The organism is Streptomyces eurythermus (assembly GCF_014649115.1).
GTDB lineage: Bacteria > Actinomycetota > Actinomycetes > Streptomycetales > Streptomycetaceae > Streptomyces > Streptomyces eurythermus.
Genome location: NZ_BMSK01000015.1, coordinates 59749 through 76563, shown reverse-complemented (window position 1 = coordinate 76563; position 16815 = coordinate 59749). Strand labels below are relative to the sequence as shown.

Below are 16815 nucleotides of genomic sequence, written 5' to 3'. Positions count from 1 at the left end.
CAGTACGATGACGTCCTGTCAGACACGGCGTAGATCTGGTGTCCGCTAGCGATTGAGGGATCACATGTCGTCCTACTTCAGCGACCTGGCCCGGCAGTACATCGACGGCGAGTGGCGCCCGGGCACGGGCTCCTGGGACGTCATCGACTTCGACCCCTACAACGACGAGAAGCTGGCCTCGATCACCGTGGCCACCGTCGAGGAGGTGGACCTGGCCTACCGGGCGGCCGCCCGTGCCCAGAAGGAGTGGGCGGAGACCAACCCCTACGCCCGGCGGGCCGTGTTCGAGCGCGCGTTGCGGCTGGTGGAGGACCGCGAGCAGGAGATAACCGACCTGATCATCGCGGAACTGGGCGGCACGCGCGTGAAGGCCGCCTTCGAACTCCACCTCGCCAAGGAGTTCCTGCGCGAGTCGGTCCACCTCGCGCTGCGCCCCGAGGGCAGGATCCTGCCCTCGCCGGTCGACGGCAAGGAGAACCGCGTCTACCGGGTGCCGGTCGGCGTCGTCGGTGTGATCAGCCCGTTCAACTTCCCCTTCCTGCTGTCGCTGAAGTCGGTCGCCCCGGCCCTCGCGCTCGGCAACGGCGTGGTGCTCAAGCCGCACCAGAACACCCCGATCGCCGGCGGCACCCTGATCGCGAAGATCTTCGAGGACGCCGGGCTGCCCGGGGGCCTGCTGAACGTCCTGGTGACCGACATCGCCGAGATCGGTGACGCGTTCCTCGAGCACCCCGTCCCGAAGGTGATCTCCTTCACCGGCTCCGACAAGGTCGGCCGGCACGTCGCCACCGTCTGCGCCAAGCACTTCAAGCGCTCGGTCCTCGAACTCGGCGGCAACAGCGCGCTGGTGGTGCTGGACGACGCCGACATCGACTACGCGGTGGACGCGGCGGTCTTCAGCCGGTTCGTGCACCAGGGCCAGGTCTGCATGGCCGCCAACCGGGTCCTGGTGGACCGCTCCGTCCACGAGGAGTTCACCGAGAAGTTCGTCGCCAAGGTCAGGAGCCTGAAGGTCGGCGACCCGCGTGACCCGCAGACCGTGATCGGCCCGGTGATCAACTCCGCGCAGGCCGCCGCGATCTCCGGCACCGTCGAGCAGGCGCTCGCCGAGGGCGCCACCGCCCTGGTGCACGGCGGCACGACCGACAACCTGGTCGAGCCGAGCGTGCTGACCGGCGTGCCGGCCGAGTCCCCGCTGCTCCAGCAGGAGGTGTTCGGCCCGGTCGTCTTCCTCATCCCGTTCGACGGCGAGGAGGACGCGGTGCGGATCGTCAACGGCTCGCCGTACGGGCTGAGCGGCGCCGTCCACACCGGGGACATCGAGCGCGGTGTGGCCTTCGCCAAGCGGATCGACACCGGCATGTTCCACGTGAACGACGGCACCGTCCACGACGAGCCGATCGTGCCCTTCGGCGGGGAGAAGCACTCCGGCGTCGGCCGCCTCAACGGCGAGACCACGTTGGAGGCGTTCACCACCGTCAAGTGGATCTCGATCCAGCACGGCCGCAGCGGATTCCCGTTCTAGCCGCGTCACCTTTCCCGCCCAGGGGCCATTGCGGTCAGGATCTGACCGCAATGGCCCCTAGCGTCTTTCCCGTCGGGGCGGACGCCCCGGCGGACGGCCAGACGAGAGGCGGCGGGCCATGGTCATGCACGTGCCGGCGGAGGACAAGGGCGACGAGCGGGGAGCGCTGCTCGCGTTCATCGAGGAACAGCGCGGCGGGATCCGCAGGGCGCTGCTCGGACTGTCCGAGGAGCAGGCCCGCAGCCGCCCGAGCGCGAGCGAGCTGTCCCTGGGCGGCCTGCTCAAGCACGTCGTCGAGGTGGAGCAGGGCTGGGTGGCCCGGGCCAGGCAGGAGCCGCCCGCCGTACAGCGGGACGCGTCGAACTGGCACGAGACGTTCCGGCTGACCGACGACGAGACGGTCGCCGCGCAGCTGGCGTACTGGGAGCGGGTGGCCGGCGAGACCGAGGAGCTGATCCGCTCCGCGCCCAGCCTGGACGACACCTTCCCGCTGCCGCCCGACCCGTGGTTCCCCCCGGAGGGCCGCGTCTCGCTGCGCTGGCTGTGCCTGCACCTGATCCGTGAGACGGCCCGGCACGCCGGCCACGCCGACATCATCCGCGAGTCGCTGGACGGCAGGACCGCGTTCGAGCTGGTGGCCCAGGCACAGGGCGGCTCCCCGGCCTGATCGCGGGTCCTAACCTGGTCCCCATGTCAGCGATCCGTCTCCTCGTGCTGGGCGCGGTCCGTCAGCACGGCCGGGCCCACGGCTACCAGGTGCGCAACGACCTGGAGTACTGGGGCGCACACGAGTGGTCCAACGCCAAGCCCGGCTCGGTCTACCACGCCCTGAAACAGATGGCCCGGCAGGGACTGCTGCACGCGCACGAGACGGCGCCGTCCACGGCCGGCGGGCCGCCGCGCACCGAGTACGAGATCACCGGCCGCGGCGAGGAGGAGTTCTTCCGGCTGCTGCGCGAGTCCCTGGTCTCCTACGACCAGAAGCCCGACGTCCGGTCGGCGGCCATCGGCTTCCTGGTCGAGCTGCCCCGTGCCGAGGCCCTGGAACTGCTGCGGGAGCGGATCCGCCGGATCGGGCGGTGGCGGGACTCCGTCACCGGGGACTACCTCCCCGAGGGCGGCCCGCAGCAGCTCGGTCACATCGGCGAGATCATGCGCCTGTGGATCCACACGGCCGACTCCGACGCGGCCTGGACCCAGGGCCTGATCGACCGCCTGGAGGCGGGCGCGTACACCTTCGCGGGGGAGGGCGAGCGTTTCGTCGGCGTCCTCGCCGAGGGGCAGCGGAACCCGTACGCGACGGGGGAGCGGCACCCGGAGGACGACCGCTGAGCGGTCCCGGCCCGGTGGCCACCCGCGACCGGCTTGCACCTCACGCGACGTGAGGCAGCAGGGTGGAGGGCGTACCGACCGAAGGAGCGGAAGAAGTGAGCCACCCCGTGGGACAGGACCGCGTGGGACACGACCACCCCCTGGGACACGACAGGCCCGTGGGGCAGGACCGGCCCGCGGGAGAGGACCGGTCACCGGACCGGGTCTACTCCGTGGGGCAGGTCGCCGGGTTCGCCGGGATCACGGTGCGCACCCTGCACCACTACGACGAGATCGGACTGCTCGTGCCCGGCGCGCGCACCCACGCCGGGCACCGGCGTTACACCGACGCCGATCTCGACCGGCTCCAGCAGATCCTGTTCTACCGGGAGCTCGGCTTCCCGCTCGACGAGGTCGCGGCCCTGCTCGACGACCCGGACACGGACCCGCGCGCGCACCTGCGCCGCCAGCACGAGTTGCTGACCGCCCGGATCGAGAAGCTCCAGAAGATGGCCGCGGCCGTGGAGCACGCCATGGAGGCACGCAAGATGGGCGTCAACCTGACACCGGAGGAGAAGTTCGAGGTCTTCGGCGACTTCGACCCGGACGCGCACGCGGACGAGGTGGAGCGGCGCTGGGGCCACACCGAGGCCTACCGGCAGTCGCAGCGCCGGACCGCCGGCTACACCAAGGAGGACTGGAAGCGGATCAACGCCGAGCTGGACGCGATCCACGGCCGGATGGCCGGCCTGCTCGCCGAGGGCGTGCCCGCGGACTCGGAGCGGGCCATGGAGGTCGCCGAGGAGCACCGCCGGTTCATCACGGGCGCGTACTACGACTGCGGGCCCGAGCTGCACGCGTGCCTGGGCGAGATGTACGTCACCGACGAGCGGTTCACCGCCACGTACGAGGCCATCCGTCCCGGTCTGGCCCGTTACATGCGGGACGCGATCGTGGCGAACACGGCCCGGCACGGCGCGTCCTGAGCGTTCCCGGCCCGGGAGCGCACGGGGTTCGCTCCCGGGTCGGAACCCCGCGAGTCCCCTGAGTCACAGCTTCCTCAGGGGCCTCGCACAGGGCATCCTGGAGCCACCGGTGGAACCTGGGGCGGTCACATCGCGTTGATAGCTTTGTGCGGCCGCACTTGGACGCCGTAGCCGCCCTCACCCCTTCAGGAGCCCGGACCCGTGATGACACTCGCCCTAGGCCCGAGCTGGCTCGATCCCAACTACCTGCTCGACACCTACAGCATCTGGGGCCTGCTGCTCATCGTCTTCGCCGAGTCCGGCCTGCTCATCGGCTTCTTCCTGCCGGGTGACTCGCTGCTGTTCACCTGCGGCCTGCTGATCACCTCCGGCGACCTGGACTTCCCGCTGTGGGGGGCGATCGCCCTGATCTGCCTCGCCGCGATCCTGGGCGACCAGGCGGGCTACATGTTCGGCAAGAAGGTCGGGCCGTCCCTGTTCAACCGCCCGGACTCCCGCCTGTTCAAGCAGGAGAACGTCACCAAGGCGCACGAGTTCTTCGAGAAGTACGGCCCGAAGTCCCTGGTCCTGGCCCGCTTCGTGCCGGTCGTGCGCACGTTCACGCCGATCATCGCGGGCGTCAGCGGCATGCGGTACCGCTCGTTCCTGATCTTCAATGTCATCGGTGGCGTCCTGTGGGGGGCCGGCGTCACCCTGCTCGGCTCCTGGCTCGGCAACATCGAGTTCGTCAAGACCAACATCGAGGCGATCCTCATCCTGATCGTCCTCGTGTCGGTGATCCCGATCGCGATCGAGTTCCTCCGGGCGCGGGGCAAGGAGAAGAAGGCCGCCCAGGCCGGCCCGCGGCCCCAGCCGGTGCCGGCGCAGCAGCCCGCCTACCAGCAGCCCCAGCCGTCGTACGGGCAGCAGCCCCCGGTCATGGACGACGCCACGGCCCAGCTGCGGCGCGTCGAACCGGAGCAGCCGCACTACGAGGAGCAGCGGTACGAGCAGCCCGGGTACCAGCAGCAGCCGCAGCAGCAGGACTGGAACCGGCAGCAGGGCTACGACCAGTACTACGACGGGCAGCAGCAGTACCAGCAGCCGTACGACCCGCAGCAGTACCCGCATCAGCAGGACTGGGACCAGCGGCAGGGCTACGACCAGCACCAGGGCTACGGGCAGCAGCAGGGCTACGGGCAGCAGCAGGGCCACGACCAGCAGCGGTACGACGAGAACGGCTACCCGTACGACCAGCGCCGCCAGTAGCTCCCCGGGGCCCCGGGCGTACGGCGCTCAGAATCCCCTGGTGCGCTTCGCCGCCCGGCGCTTCCCGGCGGAGCCGATGCGCAGGAACAGCCGGGAGATCTCCGACCCCAGGTTCACCCCGATGGCGATGGCCATGGCCAGCGACACGGCCTTGGCCAGCGACACCAGCCCCTTGTCCACGTCGTTCTGGGCTATGGACAGCAGCCCGAAGTAGGTCGCGGAACCGGGCAGCAGCGGCCCGATCGCGGCCGTGGTGTACGGCAGGGCGGAGGCGAACCGGTACCGGGCGAGCAGCTGCCCGAACAGGCCCACCAGGCCCGCCGCGACCGCCGTGGAGGCCACCGGTGAGATGTCGCCGGCGTAGCGCATCGCGCCGTACACCGACCAGGCGACGCCTCCGTTCAGGGTCACCCAGAGCACGGTGGAACGTTCCTGCTGGAGCAGGACGGCGAAGGTCAGGGACAGCAGCATCGAGGCCGCGATCTGGAGCAGCGGCTGCTCCGAGACCCGCAGCGCGGCCTCCGGGTCCAGCTCGCCGCCGATCTTCACGCCGAAGTACAGGACGGTCAGCACCCCGGTGACGATGCCGACGAAGAAGTACATGACCTCCAGCAGCCGCGCGGAGGCGGTGATGTAGAAGCCCGTCAGCCCGTCCTGCACCCCCGCGACCAGTGCCCGCCCCGGCAGCAGCGCGAACAGCCCACCGGTGATCACCGCGGAGCCCTGCACGTCGACATGGGCCAGGGTCAGCGCCACCCCGATCGCCGCGGGCGGCATCGCGGCCACCGTGAACTGGTAGAACTCCGGCAGCCCGCGCCCCGCGCACAGCCACGCCAGCCGGTCGCCGAGCATCGCGCCGACGGCCGCCGCGAGGAACACGACCGGGTCGCCCCGGCCCGCCACCAGCAGGGAGGCCGCACCGGCCAGCAGCCCGCCGGCCAGGGTCAGCACCCAGCCGGGGTAGGGGTGCCGGTTGCGGCGGATCTCCGCCAGGCGCCGGTAGGCCTCCTCCAGGGAGACCTCGGTCTCCGGGTCGCTGAGGTCGTCCACGAGATGGAAGACGGCCGCCAGCCGGGTGTAGTCGGTGCCCCGCCGCCGGACCGTCCTGGACGCCGTCACCGGGTCCTCCACCAGCGACGGCTGGTGCGAGATCGACAGCAGGGTGAAGGTGACGTTCGGCTCGCACCGGTCCAGGCCGTAGGACCGGCACACCGCGAACATCGCGGCCTCCACGTCCTCCGCGCCCTCACCGCCGGCCAGCAGCAGCTCGCCGATGCGCAGGGACAGGTCCAGCACACGCGGGACGGCCGGGCCGCCCTCCTCCTCGCGCTGCACCGGCTCCGGGGCCGGCCGCTCGGTCACCGGCATGCGCAGCATCGTGCGCATCCGGTCCTGCCAGGGCGCGTCCTTGATCAGGCTGACCAGCGGCACCCCGGTCGCGGGTGTGAACGCGGCCGGCGCCTCCTTCGCGCTGTAGGTGCGCGGTGGCGTGAACGCCGAGCCCTCCGGCTCGGCACCGGGCGGCTGCGGCGTCTGCAGCCCCTCCGGCACCGCGAACTCGGAGGTCGTCTCGCTCTCGCCGCCGGTCTTCGGGACATCGAGACCCTGGGGGATGGCGAACTCGGAGGTGATCTCCGGGTCGTACCGTGCCTCGTCCGACCGGGGCTTGCGGTCCTCCGTCTCCGTCACTTCGCACCGCTCCCTGCACCACACCTCGCGTAGCCCTCAGTATGCGCACACGTACCCCGAAGGGGCGCAGGCGTGCACACACGCGAACGGGCCGCACGCCTGCGCGTGCGGCCCGTCCACCGAGCGGGGTCAGTGACCGCCCTGCTCCTTGAAGCGCTTGTACGACCGCTCGATCTCCGCCTCGGCGTCCGTCCGGCCCACCCAGTTGGCGCCCTCGACCGACTTGCCGGGCTCCAGGTCCTTGTACACCTCGAAGAAGTGCTGGATCTCCAGGCGGTCGAACTCCGACACGTGGTGGATGTCACGCAGGTGCTCCACACGCGGGTCGGTGGCCGGAACGCACAGCAGCTTGTCGTCGCCGCCCGCCTCGTCCGTCATCCGGAACATGCCGATCGCACGGCAGCGGATCAGGCAGCCCGGGAAGGTCGGCTCGTCCAGGATGACCAGCGCGTCCAGCGGGTCGCCGTCCTCGCCGAGGGTGTTCTCGACAAAGCCGTAGTCGGTCGGGTAGGCGGTCGAGGTGAAGAGACGACGGTCCAGGCGGATCCGGCCGGTCTCGTGGTCCACCTCGTACTTGTTCCGCGAACCCTTCGGGATCTCGATCGTGACGTCGAACTCCACCGGTGGCTCCTCCATGATCAGCACATAGTTCTGGTGGTTAAGTGTCCCTCACGCAGGTGTGTGATCGCGAAAGGGGCTGGTGGTCGTGCCGGAGCTGGGGCCTTGGCGAGCCGCGGGACCGCGGGTGGCGCGGCTCGCGAACGCCGTCCGACCGAGTCTCACGCGCGCCGTGACGGCCGTGAAGCCGCAGCTCGCGCGGCTGTCGCGGGCCGTGCGGACCGGCCCTGTGCACCTCCCCCGTCTCCCCCGTCCGCGCACCGTCCGGACCTGGCAGTACACCGCTGGCGCCGCCACCGCCGGCCTGGCGCTGGCCGCCGGTGCGGTGACCGTGGCCGGACCTTGGGACGCCTCGGGTCAGCGTACGGCCGAGCGGGACCGCGCCGCCGCCCTGGAGCGGACGGGTGGCGCAGATCACGGCCGCCCGGGTACGGCGGCCCGGCCCGCGCCGAGCGCCGGACCCGTCCTGACCGGCCTGGGCGGCGTCACGGGCGCCGTGGGCACCAGACGGTCCGCGCCGGACGCGCGGGCCGTCTCCGACGCCCTGAAGCCCTTCCTGGACGCCCCCGAACTCGGCGACAGCCACACGGCGGCCGTCGTCGACGTCACGACCGGCGAACGCCTGTACGACGCCGACGGCGGCAAGGCCCTCGTCCCCGCCTCCACCACCAAGATCGCCACCGCCGTCGCCGCCCTGTCCGCCCTCGGCCCGGACCACCGCCTCACCACCCGCACCGCCCTGGAACCGGACACCCGGGAACTCGTCCTGGTCGGCGGCGGCGACCCCACCCTCACCGCGCGCGCCCGCAGCGGCGGCTGGGCGAGCCTGCGGACGCTGGCCGCGGACACCGCGAAGGCCCTGCGCGAGCGCGGCATCAGCAAGATCACCCTGTCCTACGACACCACCCTGTTCACCGGCCCCGCCCTGCACCCCATCGGCGTCAACGACAACCTCGCGCCGGTCAGCGCCCTGACCGCCGACGAGGGCCGCACCGACGACTCCACCAGCGGCCCGGTGATCCGCGTGGGCGACCCGGCGGCGGACGCGGCGGCCCGGTTCGCCGGCTTCCTGAAGGAGGCCGGCATCACGACCACGCCCCCCGGCCCCTCCAAGGCCGGCACGCGCGCGCAGACCCTCGCCCGGGTCTCCTCGCCCCCGCTGTCCGCCCTGGTCGAGCGGATGCTGACCAACAGCGACAACGACATCGCGGAGGCCCTGGCCCGGCACACGGCCCTGGCCGGCGGGCGTCCGGCGAGCTTCGCCGGCGGCGCCGAGGCCATCGCCACGCAGCTGCGGGGGCTGGGCCTGCCGATGGCGGGCGCCGTCTTCCGCGACGGCAGCGGCCTGGACCGCGCCGACCGGCTCACCGCCGACCTGCTGACCGGCCTCCTGGTCCGGGCGGCCGACCCGGACCGCCCCGGCCTGCGCCCGGTCCTCACCGGCCTGCCGGTGGCCGGTTTCACCGGCACCCTGAGCAATCGTTTCGCCGACGGCGCGTCCGGCGTCGTACGCGCCAAGACCGGCACCCTGACCGGCGTGAACACCCTCGCCGGCACGGTCGTGGACGACACCGGCCACCTGCTGGCCTTCGCCTTCCTGGCCTCCGGCACCACCGACGCCACCCAGGCCCAGTCGACCCTGGACGAGGCGGCGACGGCACTGGCGAGGTGACCGGCGCCGTTCGCCCCGGGCTCGCCGCACCACCGGGTGCCGGGGCAACCCCCTCGGCCCCCGCCGGCCCGCCACGGCCTGCCCCAAGCGGCAACGAGCACGTACGGTTGACAACATGACTGGCTTCGGTGGCACCGCATCTCCCGGGATGGTCGACTGGAACCTCGCGGTGGCGACCGCGACACGGCTCGTACGGCCCGGCCCCGACGTCAGCCGTGACGAGGCCAGGGCCGTCGTCGCGGAGCTGCGCCGGCACGCGAAGGCCTCGGAGGAACACGTCCGGGGCTTCACCCGCATGGGCACGGAGGAGACGCACGACACCCCCGTCCTCGTGGTCGACCGCCCCGGCTGGGTCCGCGCCAACGTCGCGGGCTTCCGGGAGATCCTCAAACCGCTGCTCGAGAAGATGCAGGAACGGCGCGGCGGCGGCCCGGGCGGCGCGGTCCTGGGCGCCGTCGGCGGCAAGGTCACCGGCGTGGAGCTGGGCATGCTCCTGTCGTTCCTGTCCTCCCGGGTCCTCGGCCAGTACGAGACCTTCGCCCCCGCCGGCCGCGATCTGCCGGCCGGCCAGAACGGCGGCGGCCGGCTGCTGCTGGTGGCGCCCAACATCGTCCACGTGGAGCGCGAACTCGACGTCGAGCCGCACGACTTCCGGCTGTGGGTGTGCCTGCACGAGGAGACCCACCGCACCCAGTTCACGGCCGTGCCCTGGCTGCGCGACCACCTCGAGGGCGAGATCCAGTCGTTCCTCGCGGAGACCGACGTCGACCCGATGACCTTCCTGGAGCGCATCCGGGACGCCGCCCAGTCCCTGGCCGGCGGCCGTCCCGAGGGCGAGGAGGAGGACGGCGGGCGCTCCTTCGTGGAGCTGGTGCAGACCCCGGCCCAGCGGGAGATCCTCGGCCGGCTCACCGCCGTGATGTCGCTGCTGGAGGGCCACGCCGACTACGTCATGGACGGCGTCGGGCCCAGCGTCGTGCCGACCGTCGCCGAGATCCGCGAGAAGTTCCAGCAGCGCCGCGCCAAGGGCGCCTCCCGCCTGGACGCGGCCCTGCGCAAGCTGCTGGGGCTGGATGCCAAACTGAGGCAGTACCGCGACGGCGAACGGTTCGTGCGAGCGGTCGTGGAACAGGTGGGCACCGACGGCTTCAACCGCGTGTGGACCTCGCCCAACACCCTTCCCACCAAGGCGGAGATCGCCAAACCGGCGGACTGGGTCGCGCGGGTGCACGGCAGGGCCGAGGGGTGAACCACGGGGCGGAGTCGTGAAGCGGATCCGGCCGACGGCAGGCGACCGCCCCTCCAATCACCCGTCCGAGGGACCGTATGCCATGCGTAGGCGTGCGATGCTCGGGGAACGCCCCGGTTCTGTCACCATCTACACACTCTGAGTGACCGTCCCGGGCACACCCCCCGGAAAACTTCATGAAGGGAACCGGACATGGGTCCCCATCCTGCGGTCGCGGCGATACGCCTGGCGGTCCGCCGCGTCCTCCACGACATCCTGAACGACCAGACCTCCCGCGCCCCCGCGGGCCGGACGGCCGAGCGGCTCCCCTCCCCGCTCGTCCTCGTCGCGTGCTCCGGCGGCGCCGACTCCATGGCCCTCGCCTCCGCCCTCGCCTTCGAGGCCCCCAAGCTCGGCGTCCGCGCCGGCGGGGTCACCGTCGACCACGGCCTCCAGCCCGGCTCCGACCTCCGCGCCGAGGAGGTCGTCGTGCGGCTGCGCGAGCTGCGCCTCGACCCGGTCGAGTCCGTCGCGGTGACCGTAGGCCGCGAGGGCGGCCCCGAGGCCGCCGCCCGGGACGCCCGCTACGCCGCCCTGGACGCCGCCGCCGAACGCCACGGCGCCACCGCGATCCTGCTCGGCCACACCCGCGACGACCAGGCCGAAACCGTCCTGCTCGGGCTCGCCCGCGGCTCCGGCATCCGCTCCCTGTCCGGCATGGCCGCGGTCTCGGGGGCCGGCGGCCGTTACCGGCGGCCCTTCCTGCACCTGGACCGCCAGACCGCCCGCAAGGCCTGCATGGTCCAGTCCCTGCCGGTCTGGGACGACCCGCACAACGCCGACCCCGCCTACACCCGCTCCCGGCTGAGGCACGAGGGACTGCCCGCCCTGGAGAAGGCCCTCGGCAAGGGCGTGGTGGAGGCGCTGGCCCGCACCGCCCAGCTCTCCCGCGACGACGCCGACGCCCTGGACACCTGGGCCAGGCAGGCCGAGGCCTCCGTACGGGACGCGGCCGGCCTGCTGGAGTGCGCCAAGCTGTACGCCCTGCCGCCCGCCGTGCGCCGCCGGATCCTGCGCCGCGCGGCCATCGAGGCCGGAGCGCCGGCCGGTGCGCTGTTCGCCCGCCACATCGAGGAAGTCGACCGCCTGATCACCGGCTGGCGCGGCCAGGGAGCCATCAATCTCCCGGGCAGGGTCGTCGCCCAGCGGCAGGGTGGCAGACTGGTGATTCGGCAAGGCTGACGACCGGCCCCCACGGAGTGCCCGCATCCGGTGCCCTCCGGCGGGCCGGGCGGCCCCCGGGGCCGTACACGCGGCCGTAGCCGGTGGCCGCACACGCGGCCGTAAGTGCGGGACGACCGAAAGTGATGCGGGTGGACGCGAAAGACATGGGTGCCGACCTCCAGCGGGTGCTCATCACCAAGGAAGAGATCGACGCGAAGCTGGCCGAGCTGGCCGCGAAGATCGACGCGGAGTACGCGGGCAAGGACCTGCTCATCGTCGGCGTCCTCAAGGGCGCGGTGATGGTCATGGCGGACCTCGCCCGGGCGCTGTCCACCCCCGTCACGATGGACTGGATGGCCGTGTCCTCCTACGGCGCGGGCACCCAGTCCTCCGGTGTGGTCCGCATCCTCAAGGACCTCGACACCGACATCAAGGGCCGGCACGTCCTGATCGTCGAGGACATCATCGACTCCGGCCTGACCCTGTCCTGGCTGATCAACAACCTCGGCTCGCGCGAGCCCGCCTCCCTGAAGGTGTGCACGCTGCTGCGCAAGCCGGACGCCGCCAAGGTCGCCATCGACGTCGAGTGGGTCGGCTTCGACATCCCGAACGAGTTCGTCGTCGGCTACGGCCTCGACTACGCCGAGAAGTACCGCAACCTGCCGTTCGTGGGTACGCTCGCGCCTCACGTCTACGGCGGCTGAGCCACTCGGCCCAAGCCCTGTAGGACGATCGGGAACCCCAGCGGGTTCCGCGCCGTTGAAGCAAGCGGAGACGGGTTTTCCCAGCCGTCGAATCGGCTCCGTGCGGCTTCGGGCAACAATGCTGGGGTACCGTCAGAAGAACTGTCTTATCAAACTCACTATGGCAGGAGGGACGGGGCGGCACCGCTCCGTATGGATGGACGTGAAGCGATACTTCCGTGGGCCGGTCATGTGGATCGTGCTGGCCGTCCTTGCCGTGGTCGTGTTGATGCAGGTCGTCGGCTCGTCCGGCGGCTACAAGACGGTGGACACCGGCCAGGTCGTGGCGGCGATCAACGCGAACAAGGTCGAGTCGGCCAAGCTCACCACCGGTGACGATCAGAGCATCAAGGTCACGCTGAAGGACGGCTACAAGGTCGAGGGCAGCTCGAAGATCCAGGCGAGCTACATCGGCGACCAGGGTGTGCAGCTCGCCGGCACGCTGCAGACCAAGTACCAGGAAAAGCAGATCACGGACGGCTACACGGTCTCGCCGTCCAAGCAGAACCCGTTCGTCGGCGTCCTGCTGTCCCTGCTCCCCTTCGTCCTGATCGTGGTCGTCTTCCTGTTCCTGATGAATCAGATGCAGGGCGGCGGCTCCCGGGTCATGAACTTCGGCAAGTCCAAGGCGAAGCTCATCACCAAGGACACCCCGAAGACGACCTTCTCCGACGTCGCCGGCTGTGACGAGGCCGTCGAGGAGCTCCAGGAGATCAAGGAGTTCCTCCAGGAGCCGGCCAAGTTCCAGGCCGTCGGCGCCAAGATCCCCAAGGGCGTGCTGCTCTACGGCCGCCCGGGTACCGGCAAGACCCTGCTCGCGCGCGCCGTCGCCGGCGAGGCGGGCGTCCCGTTCTACTCGATCTCCGGTTCCGACTTCGTCGAGATGTTCGTCGGTGTCGGTGCCTCCCGGGTGCGTGACCTGTTCGAGCAGGCCAAGGCGAACGCCCCGGCGATCGTCTTCGTGGACGAGATCGACGCGGTCGGCCGCCACCGCGGCGCCGGCCTCGGCGGCGGTCACGACGAGCGCGAGCAGACCCTGAACCAGCTGCTGGTCGAGATGGACGGCTTCGACGTCAAGGGCGGCGTCATCCTGATCGCCGCCACCAACCGGCCGGACATCCTCGACCCGGCGCTGCTGCGCCCGGGCCGCTTCGACCGGCAGATCGCGGTCGACCCGCCGGACCTCCAGGGCCGTCTGGAGATCCTCAAGGTCCACCAGAAGGGCAAGCCGGTCGCGCCCGACGTCGACCTGTCCGCCGTGGCCCGCCGCACCCCGGGCATGACCGGCGCCGACCTCGCCAACGTGCTGAACGAGGCCGCGCTGCTCACCGCCCGCGGCGACCAGAAGCTGATCGACAACAAGGCGCTGGACGAGGCGATCGACCGCGTGGTCGCGGGTCCGCAGAAGCGGACCCGGATCATGTCGGACAAGGAGAAGAAGATCACCGCGTACCACGAGGGCGGTCACGCCCTGGTCGCGGCGGCCTCGCCGAACTCCGACCCGGTCCACAAGATCACGATCCTGTCCCGCGGCCGTGCCCTCGGTTACACGATGGTCCTGCCCGACGAGGACAAGTACTCGACCACCCGCAACGAGATGCTCGACCAGCTCGCCTACATGCTGGGCGGCCGGGCGGCCGAGGAACTGGTCTTCCACGACCCGACCACCGGTGCCGCGAACGACATCGAGAAGGCCACCAACCTGGCCCGCGCGATGGTCACGCAGTACGGCATGACCGAGCGTCTCGGCGCGATCAAGTTCGGCGGCGACAACAGCGAGCCGTTCCTGGGCCGTGAGATGGCCCACCAGCGGGACTACTCGGAAGAGGTCGCCGCGCTGGTCGACGAAGAGGTCAAGAAGCTCATCGAGACCGCGCACAACGAGGCATGGGAGATCCTGGTCGAGAACCGCGACGTGCTCGACAACCTCGTTCTCCAGCTGCTGGAGAAGGAGACCCTGGGCAAGGAGGAGATCGCCGAGATCTTCGCCCCCATCGTCAAGCGCCCGCCGCGGCCCGCCTGGACCGGCTCCTCGCGCCGCACCCCGTCCACCCGCCCGCCGGTGCTCTCCCCGAAGGAGCTGGCACTGACCAACGGCGCGAACGGCGCGACGGCGTCGATCAGCACCGCGAAGTCGACGGCGGCGGAGTCCGCCCCGGTGACGGACCAGTCCCCGGAGGACCGCTCCGAGGGCTGACCGGCCCGCGGAGACACGGCCCGGAATGAATGCCGCGACCCTCAGGTTCTAGCCTGGGGGTCGCGGCATTTCGCATGTCCGCAGTTTCGGCAAGGCGAGACACACGCGCGTCATGGCGCGGGAACGAGGAACCAGATGACCGACCCGGTGACGCTGGACGGCGAGGGCCGCATCGGCGAGTTCGACGAGAAGCGCGCCGAGAACGCCGTGCGGGAACTGCTGCTCGCGGTCGGGGAGGACCCGGACCGCGAGGGGCTCAGGGAGACGCCGGCCCGGGTCGCGCGAGCCTACCGGGAGATCTTCGCCGGCCTGTGGCAGCGGCCGGAGGACGTGCTGACGACGACGTTCGACCTCGGGCACGACGAGATGGTCCTCGTGAAGGACATCGAGGTGTACTCGACCTGCGAGCACCACCTGGTGCCGTTCCGGGGCGTCGCCCACGTCGGCTACATCCCGTCCGAGACCGGCAAGATCACCGGGCTGTCCAAGCTGGCCCGGCTCGTCGACGTCTACGCCCGCCGGCCGCAGGTGCAGGAGCGCCTGACCACGCAGATCGCGGACTCCCTGATGCAGATCCTGGAGCCGCGGGGCGTCATCGTCGTCGTCGAGTGCGAGCACATGTGCATGTCGATGCGCGGCATCCGCAAGCCGGGCGCGAAGACCATAACGTCCGCCGTGCGCGGTCAGCTGCGCGATGTCGCCACGCGCAACGAGGCCATGAGCCTCATCATGGCGCGCTGAGCCGCCCGCCGGGCGCGGCGGGCGGTCAGGCCGCCGGCTGCGCCCCGGGAGGGTTCTGGTCGTCGTCCTCGGGGAGCCGGCACACTCGCTCCAGGAACAGGGCGGCCGCTATCACACCGAAGCCCGCCAGGGCCGAGAACCCGGCGTAGATCGCCTGGTCGCGGCGGGCCGGGAAGTCCAGCAGCTCCAGCAGGAAGACGCCCGTGCCGCCGTACATGCCGGCGACGAGGGCCGCGACCAGGGCGCTGGCCTGGCCGAAGACGACCGCCCGGGCGGCCATCAGCGGATCGACGCCCTTGGCGCCGGGCCGGCGCTCGCGCTGGGCCTTCAGCCGGGCGCGCAGCGAGAGCGCCGTGGAGAGCAGCACCACCGCGATCAGCGCGAGGACCACGGGCGCGGCCAGGGGGACGCTCGGAAGGGTCCCGGTCGAGTTCCAGAGGCGGGCGCCCGCCCAGGACAGGACGCCGGCCACGACGAACACGCCCGCCAGCACCCTGATGCGCAGCTCTCTCACGGTGTCCCTTCAGTTGTTCCCCCGGACCGTCCCGGACGGTGGTCGTTCTTCGGTCTCGACCCGTCTCGACCTTAACGACTACTCGGGCAGCCGGAGTTCCAGGTCCTCCCGGTGCGCCACACCCTCACGGGTGATCGTGGACAGCAGTTCGGCGACCGTGCCACGGCCGGGGAGCTGGGCCTGGGGGTCCACGTCGTGCCAGGGCGCCAGCACGAAGGCGCGCTCGTGGGCGCGCGGATGGGGCAGGGTGAGCCGCGGGTCGTCCGAGGTGACGTCGGCGTACGCGACGATGTCGACGTCCAGCGTGCGCGGGCCCCAGCGCTCGTCCCGGACGCGGTGGAAGGCCTCTTCGACGGCGTGCGCCCGCTCCAGCAGGGAGGCGGGGGGCAGGGTCGTCTTCAGCACCACGACCGCGTTGAAGTACGACGGCTGGCTGCCGGGCTCCACGCCCCACGGCTCGGTCTCGTACACCGGCGAGACGGCCTTCACCCGCACGCCCGGGGTGTCCTCCAGGGCGTCCACGGCCCCCTGGAGGGTCTCCAGGCGGTTGCCGAGGTTGGAGCCGAGGGAGATCACGGCCCACTGGGGGTTGTGCAGGGTGGTGTCGGCGGCGTCCACCTTCTCGACGACCGAGGCGGGTACCGGCTGGACGGTCGGGTCGCTGTGACCCTGGCGGAAAGGTCGGGTCATACTCGGCTCCGGGTGATGGTGACGGTCACGTCGTCGAAGGGGACGGTGATCGGCGCGTCCGGCTTGTGGACGCACACCTCGACCTCCTGGACCCCTTCGTGCTTCAGGCAGGTCCGGGCGATCCGCTCGGCGAGGGTCTCGATGAGGTTCACCGGCTCGCCCTCGACCACGGCCACGACCTCCTCGGCCACGATGCCGTAGTGCACGGTCTTCGTCAGGTCGTCGTCGGCCGCGGCCGGCCGGGTGTCCAGACCGAGGACGAGGTCCACGATGAAGGTCTGGCCGTCCTCGCGCTCCTTGGGGAACACCCCGTGGTACCCACGGGCCTTGAGGCCGCGCAGCGCGACACGATCCACGCGAATCACTCCTGCAATCGTCGGGAAGGACCGGCCCGTGCCGCGTGCGGGCGGCACGCCGGTCTCAGACGAA

The 16815-nt window shown here is 71.4% G+C and carries 16 protein-coding genes; 11 read left to right on the top strand and 5 right to left on the bottom strand.

All coding sequences use genetic code 11. The features are described 5' to 3' along the window. Positions 1 to 64 precede the first annotated feature (64 nt). The 5 genes from IE251_RS27095 to IE251_RS27075 all read left to right on the top strand — a co-directional run bounded on the left by IE251_RS27095 (position 65) and on the right by IE251_RS27075 (position 5070). Entirely contained in the window at positions 65 to 1525 is a 1461-nt protein-coding gene (locus IE251_RS27095) for an aldehyde dehydrogenase family protein (RefSeq protein WP_189755632.1), read from the top strand. 118 nt (positions 1526 to 1643) lie between these two features. Next, a complete protein-coding gene (locus IE251_RS27090; protein WP_189755631.1) occupies positions 1644 to 2192 on the top strand; it encodes a DinB family protein in 549 nt (182 codons plus the stop codon). Positions 2193 to 2215: 23 nt separating this feature from the next. Continuing rightward, positions 2216 to 2857 (top strand): PadR family transcriptional regulator, encoded by a 642-nt coding sequence (locus IE251_RS27085; RefSeq protein ID WP_189755630.1) that lies wholly within the window; start codon positions 2216 to 2218, stop codon positions 2855 to 2857. 212 nt (positions 2858 to 3069) lie between these two features. Continuing rightward, positions 3070 to 3822, top strand: coding sequence for a MerR family transcriptional regulator (locus IE251_RS27080; protein ID WP_229896969.1), 753 nt, complete (start codon positions 3070 to 3072; stop codon positions 3820 to 3822). A gap of 201 nt (positions 3823 to 4023) precedes the next feature. After that, positions 4024 to 5070, top strand: a complete 1047-nt coding sequence (locus IE251_RS27075) for a DedA family protein (RefSeq protein WP_189755629.1) — start codon at positions 4024 to 4026, stop codon at positions 5068 to 5070. A gap of 27 nt (positions 5071 to 5097) precedes the next feature. On the opposite strand, the gene IE251_RS27070 is transcribed toward IE251_RS27075, so the two are convergent. After that, positions 5098 to 6759 carry a threonine/serine exporter family protein gene (locus IE251_RS27070; protein WP_189755628.1) on the bottom strand — a complete coding sequence of 554 codons (1662 nt, stop codon included), beginning with the start codon at positions 6757 to 6759 and terminating at the stop codon, positions 5098 to 5100. A gap of 129 nt (positions 6760 to 6888) precedes the next feature. Beyond that, entirely contained in the window at positions 6889 to 7380 is a 492-nt protein-coding gene (locus IE251_RS27065) for an inorganic diphosphatase (RefSeq protein ID WP_029381130.1), read from the bottom strand. 124 nt (positions 7381 to 7504) lie between these two features. On the opposite strand from IE251_RS27065, the gene dacB reads away from it, so the two are divergent. The 6 genes from dacB (at position 7505) to folE (ending at position 15182) form a co-directional block, all read left to right on the top strand. Further along, positions 7505 to 9049 carry a D-alanyl-D-alanine carboxypeptidase/D-alanyl-D-alanine endopeptidase gene (dacB, locus tag IE251_RS27060; protein WP_189755627.1) on the top strand — a complete coding sequence of 515 codons (1545 nt, stop codon included), beginning with the start codon at positions 7505 to 7507 and terminating at the stop codon, positions 9047 to 9049. 115 nt (positions 9050 to 9164) lie between these two features. Continuing rightward, positions 9165 to 10298 carry an Rv3626c family coenzyme F420 biosynthesis-associated protein gene (locus tag IE251_RS27055; RefSeq protein ID WP_189755626.1) on the top strand — a complete coding sequence of 378 codons (1134 nt, stop codon included), beginning with the start codon at positions 9165 to 9167 and terminating at the stop codon, positions 10296 to 10298. A 192-nt stretch (positions 10299 to 10490) separates the two neighbouring features. After that, positions 10491 to 11519: a tRNA lysidine(34) synthetase TilS gene (gene tilS, locus IE251_RS27050; RefSeq protein WP_189755625.1), complete on the top strand. Its 1029-nt coding sequence runs from the start codon at positions 10491 to 10493 to the stop codon at positions 11517 to 11519. A 125-nt stretch (positions 11520 to 11644) separates the two neighbouring features. Further along, positions 11645 to 12205, top strand: coding sequence for a hypoxanthine phosphoribosyltransferase (hpt, locus tag IE251_RS27045; RefSeq protein WP_030606186.1), 561 nt, complete (start codon positions 11645 to 11647; stop codon positions 12203 to 12205). A 196-nt stretch (positions 12206 to 12401) separates the two neighbouring features. Next, the gene (gene ftsH, locus IE251_RS27040; RefSeq protein ID WP_189755755.1) at positions 12402 to 14441 is read left to right on the top strand and encodes an ATP-dependent zinc metalloprotease FtsH; all 2040 of its coding nucleotides are present in this window, start codon (positions 12402 to 12404) and stop codon (positions 14439 to 14441) included. Between the two features lie 135 nt (positions 14442 to 14576). Next, positions 14577 to 15182 carry a GTP cyclohydrolase I FolE gene (gene folE, locus IE251_RS27035; protein WP_189755624.1) on the top strand — a complete coding sequence of 202 codons (606 nt, stop codon included), beginning with the start codon at positions 14577 to 14579 and terminating at the stop codon, positions 15180 to 15182. A gap of 25 nt (positions 15183 to 15207) precedes the next feature. Here folE and IE251_RS27030 read toward each other — a convergent pair whose 3' ends face one another. The 3 genes from IE251_RS27030 to folB all read right to left on the bottom strand — a co-directional run bounded on the left by IE251_RS27030 (position 15208) and on the right by folB (position 16742). Further along, positions 15208 to 15696: a DUF3180 domain-containing protein gene (locus IE251_RS27030; protein WP_189755623.1), complete on the bottom strand. Its 489-nt coding sequence runs from the start codon at positions 15694 to 15696 to the stop codon at positions 15208 to 15210. 78 nt (positions 15697 to 15774) lie between these two features. After that, entirely contained in the window at positions 15775 to 16386 is a 612-nt protein-coding gene (gene folK / locus IE251_RS27025) for a 2-amino-4-hydroxy-6-hydroxymethyldihydropteridine diphosphokinase (protein ID WP_189755622.1), read from the bottom strand. Then, positions 16383 to 16742: a dihydroneopterin aldolase gene (gene folB, locus IE251_RS27020; RefSeq protein ID WP_189755621.1), complete on the bottom strand. Its 360-nt coding sequence runs from the start codon at positions 16740 to 16742 to the stop codon at positions 16383 to 16385. Before folB ends, folK begins: the two co-directional genes overlap by 4 nt. Positions 16743 to 16815 lie beyond the last annotated feature (73 nt).

Coding starts and splice junctions, on each gene's coding strand:
- IE251_RS27095 (WP_189755632.1), top strand. CDS start 65: ATGTCGTCCTACTTCAGCGACCTGGCCCGGCAGTACATCGACGGCGAG.
- IE251_RS27090 (WP_189755631.1), top strand. CDS start 1,644: ATGGTCATGCACGTGCCGGCGGAGGACAAGGGCGACGAGCGGGGAGCG.
- IE251_RS27085 (WP_189755630.1), top strand. CDS start 2,216: ATGTCAGCGATCCGTCTCCTCGTGCTGGGCGCGGTCCGTCAGCACGGC.
- IE251_RS27055 (WP_189755626.1), top strand. CDS start 9,165: ATGACTGGCTTCGGTGGCACCGCATCTCCCGGGATGGTCGACTGGAAC.
- tilS (WP_189755625.1), top strand. CDS start 10,491: ATGGGTCCCCATCCTGCGGTCGCGGCGATACGCCTGGCGGTCCGCCGC.
- hpt (WP_030606186.1), top strand. CDS start 11,645: ATGCGGGTGGACGCGAAAGACATGGGTGCCGACCTCCAGCGGGTGCTC.
- ftsH (WP_189755755.1), top strand. CDS start 12,402: ATGGACGTGAAGCGATACTTCCGTGGGCCGGTCATGTGGATCGTGCTG.
- folE (WP_189755624.1), top strand. CDS start 14,577: ATGACCGACCCGGTGACGCTGGACGGCGAGGGCCGCATCGGCGAGTTC.
- folK (WP_189755622.1), bottom strand. CDS start 16,386: ATGACCCGACCTTTCCGCCAGGGTCACAGCGACCCGACCGTCCAGCCG.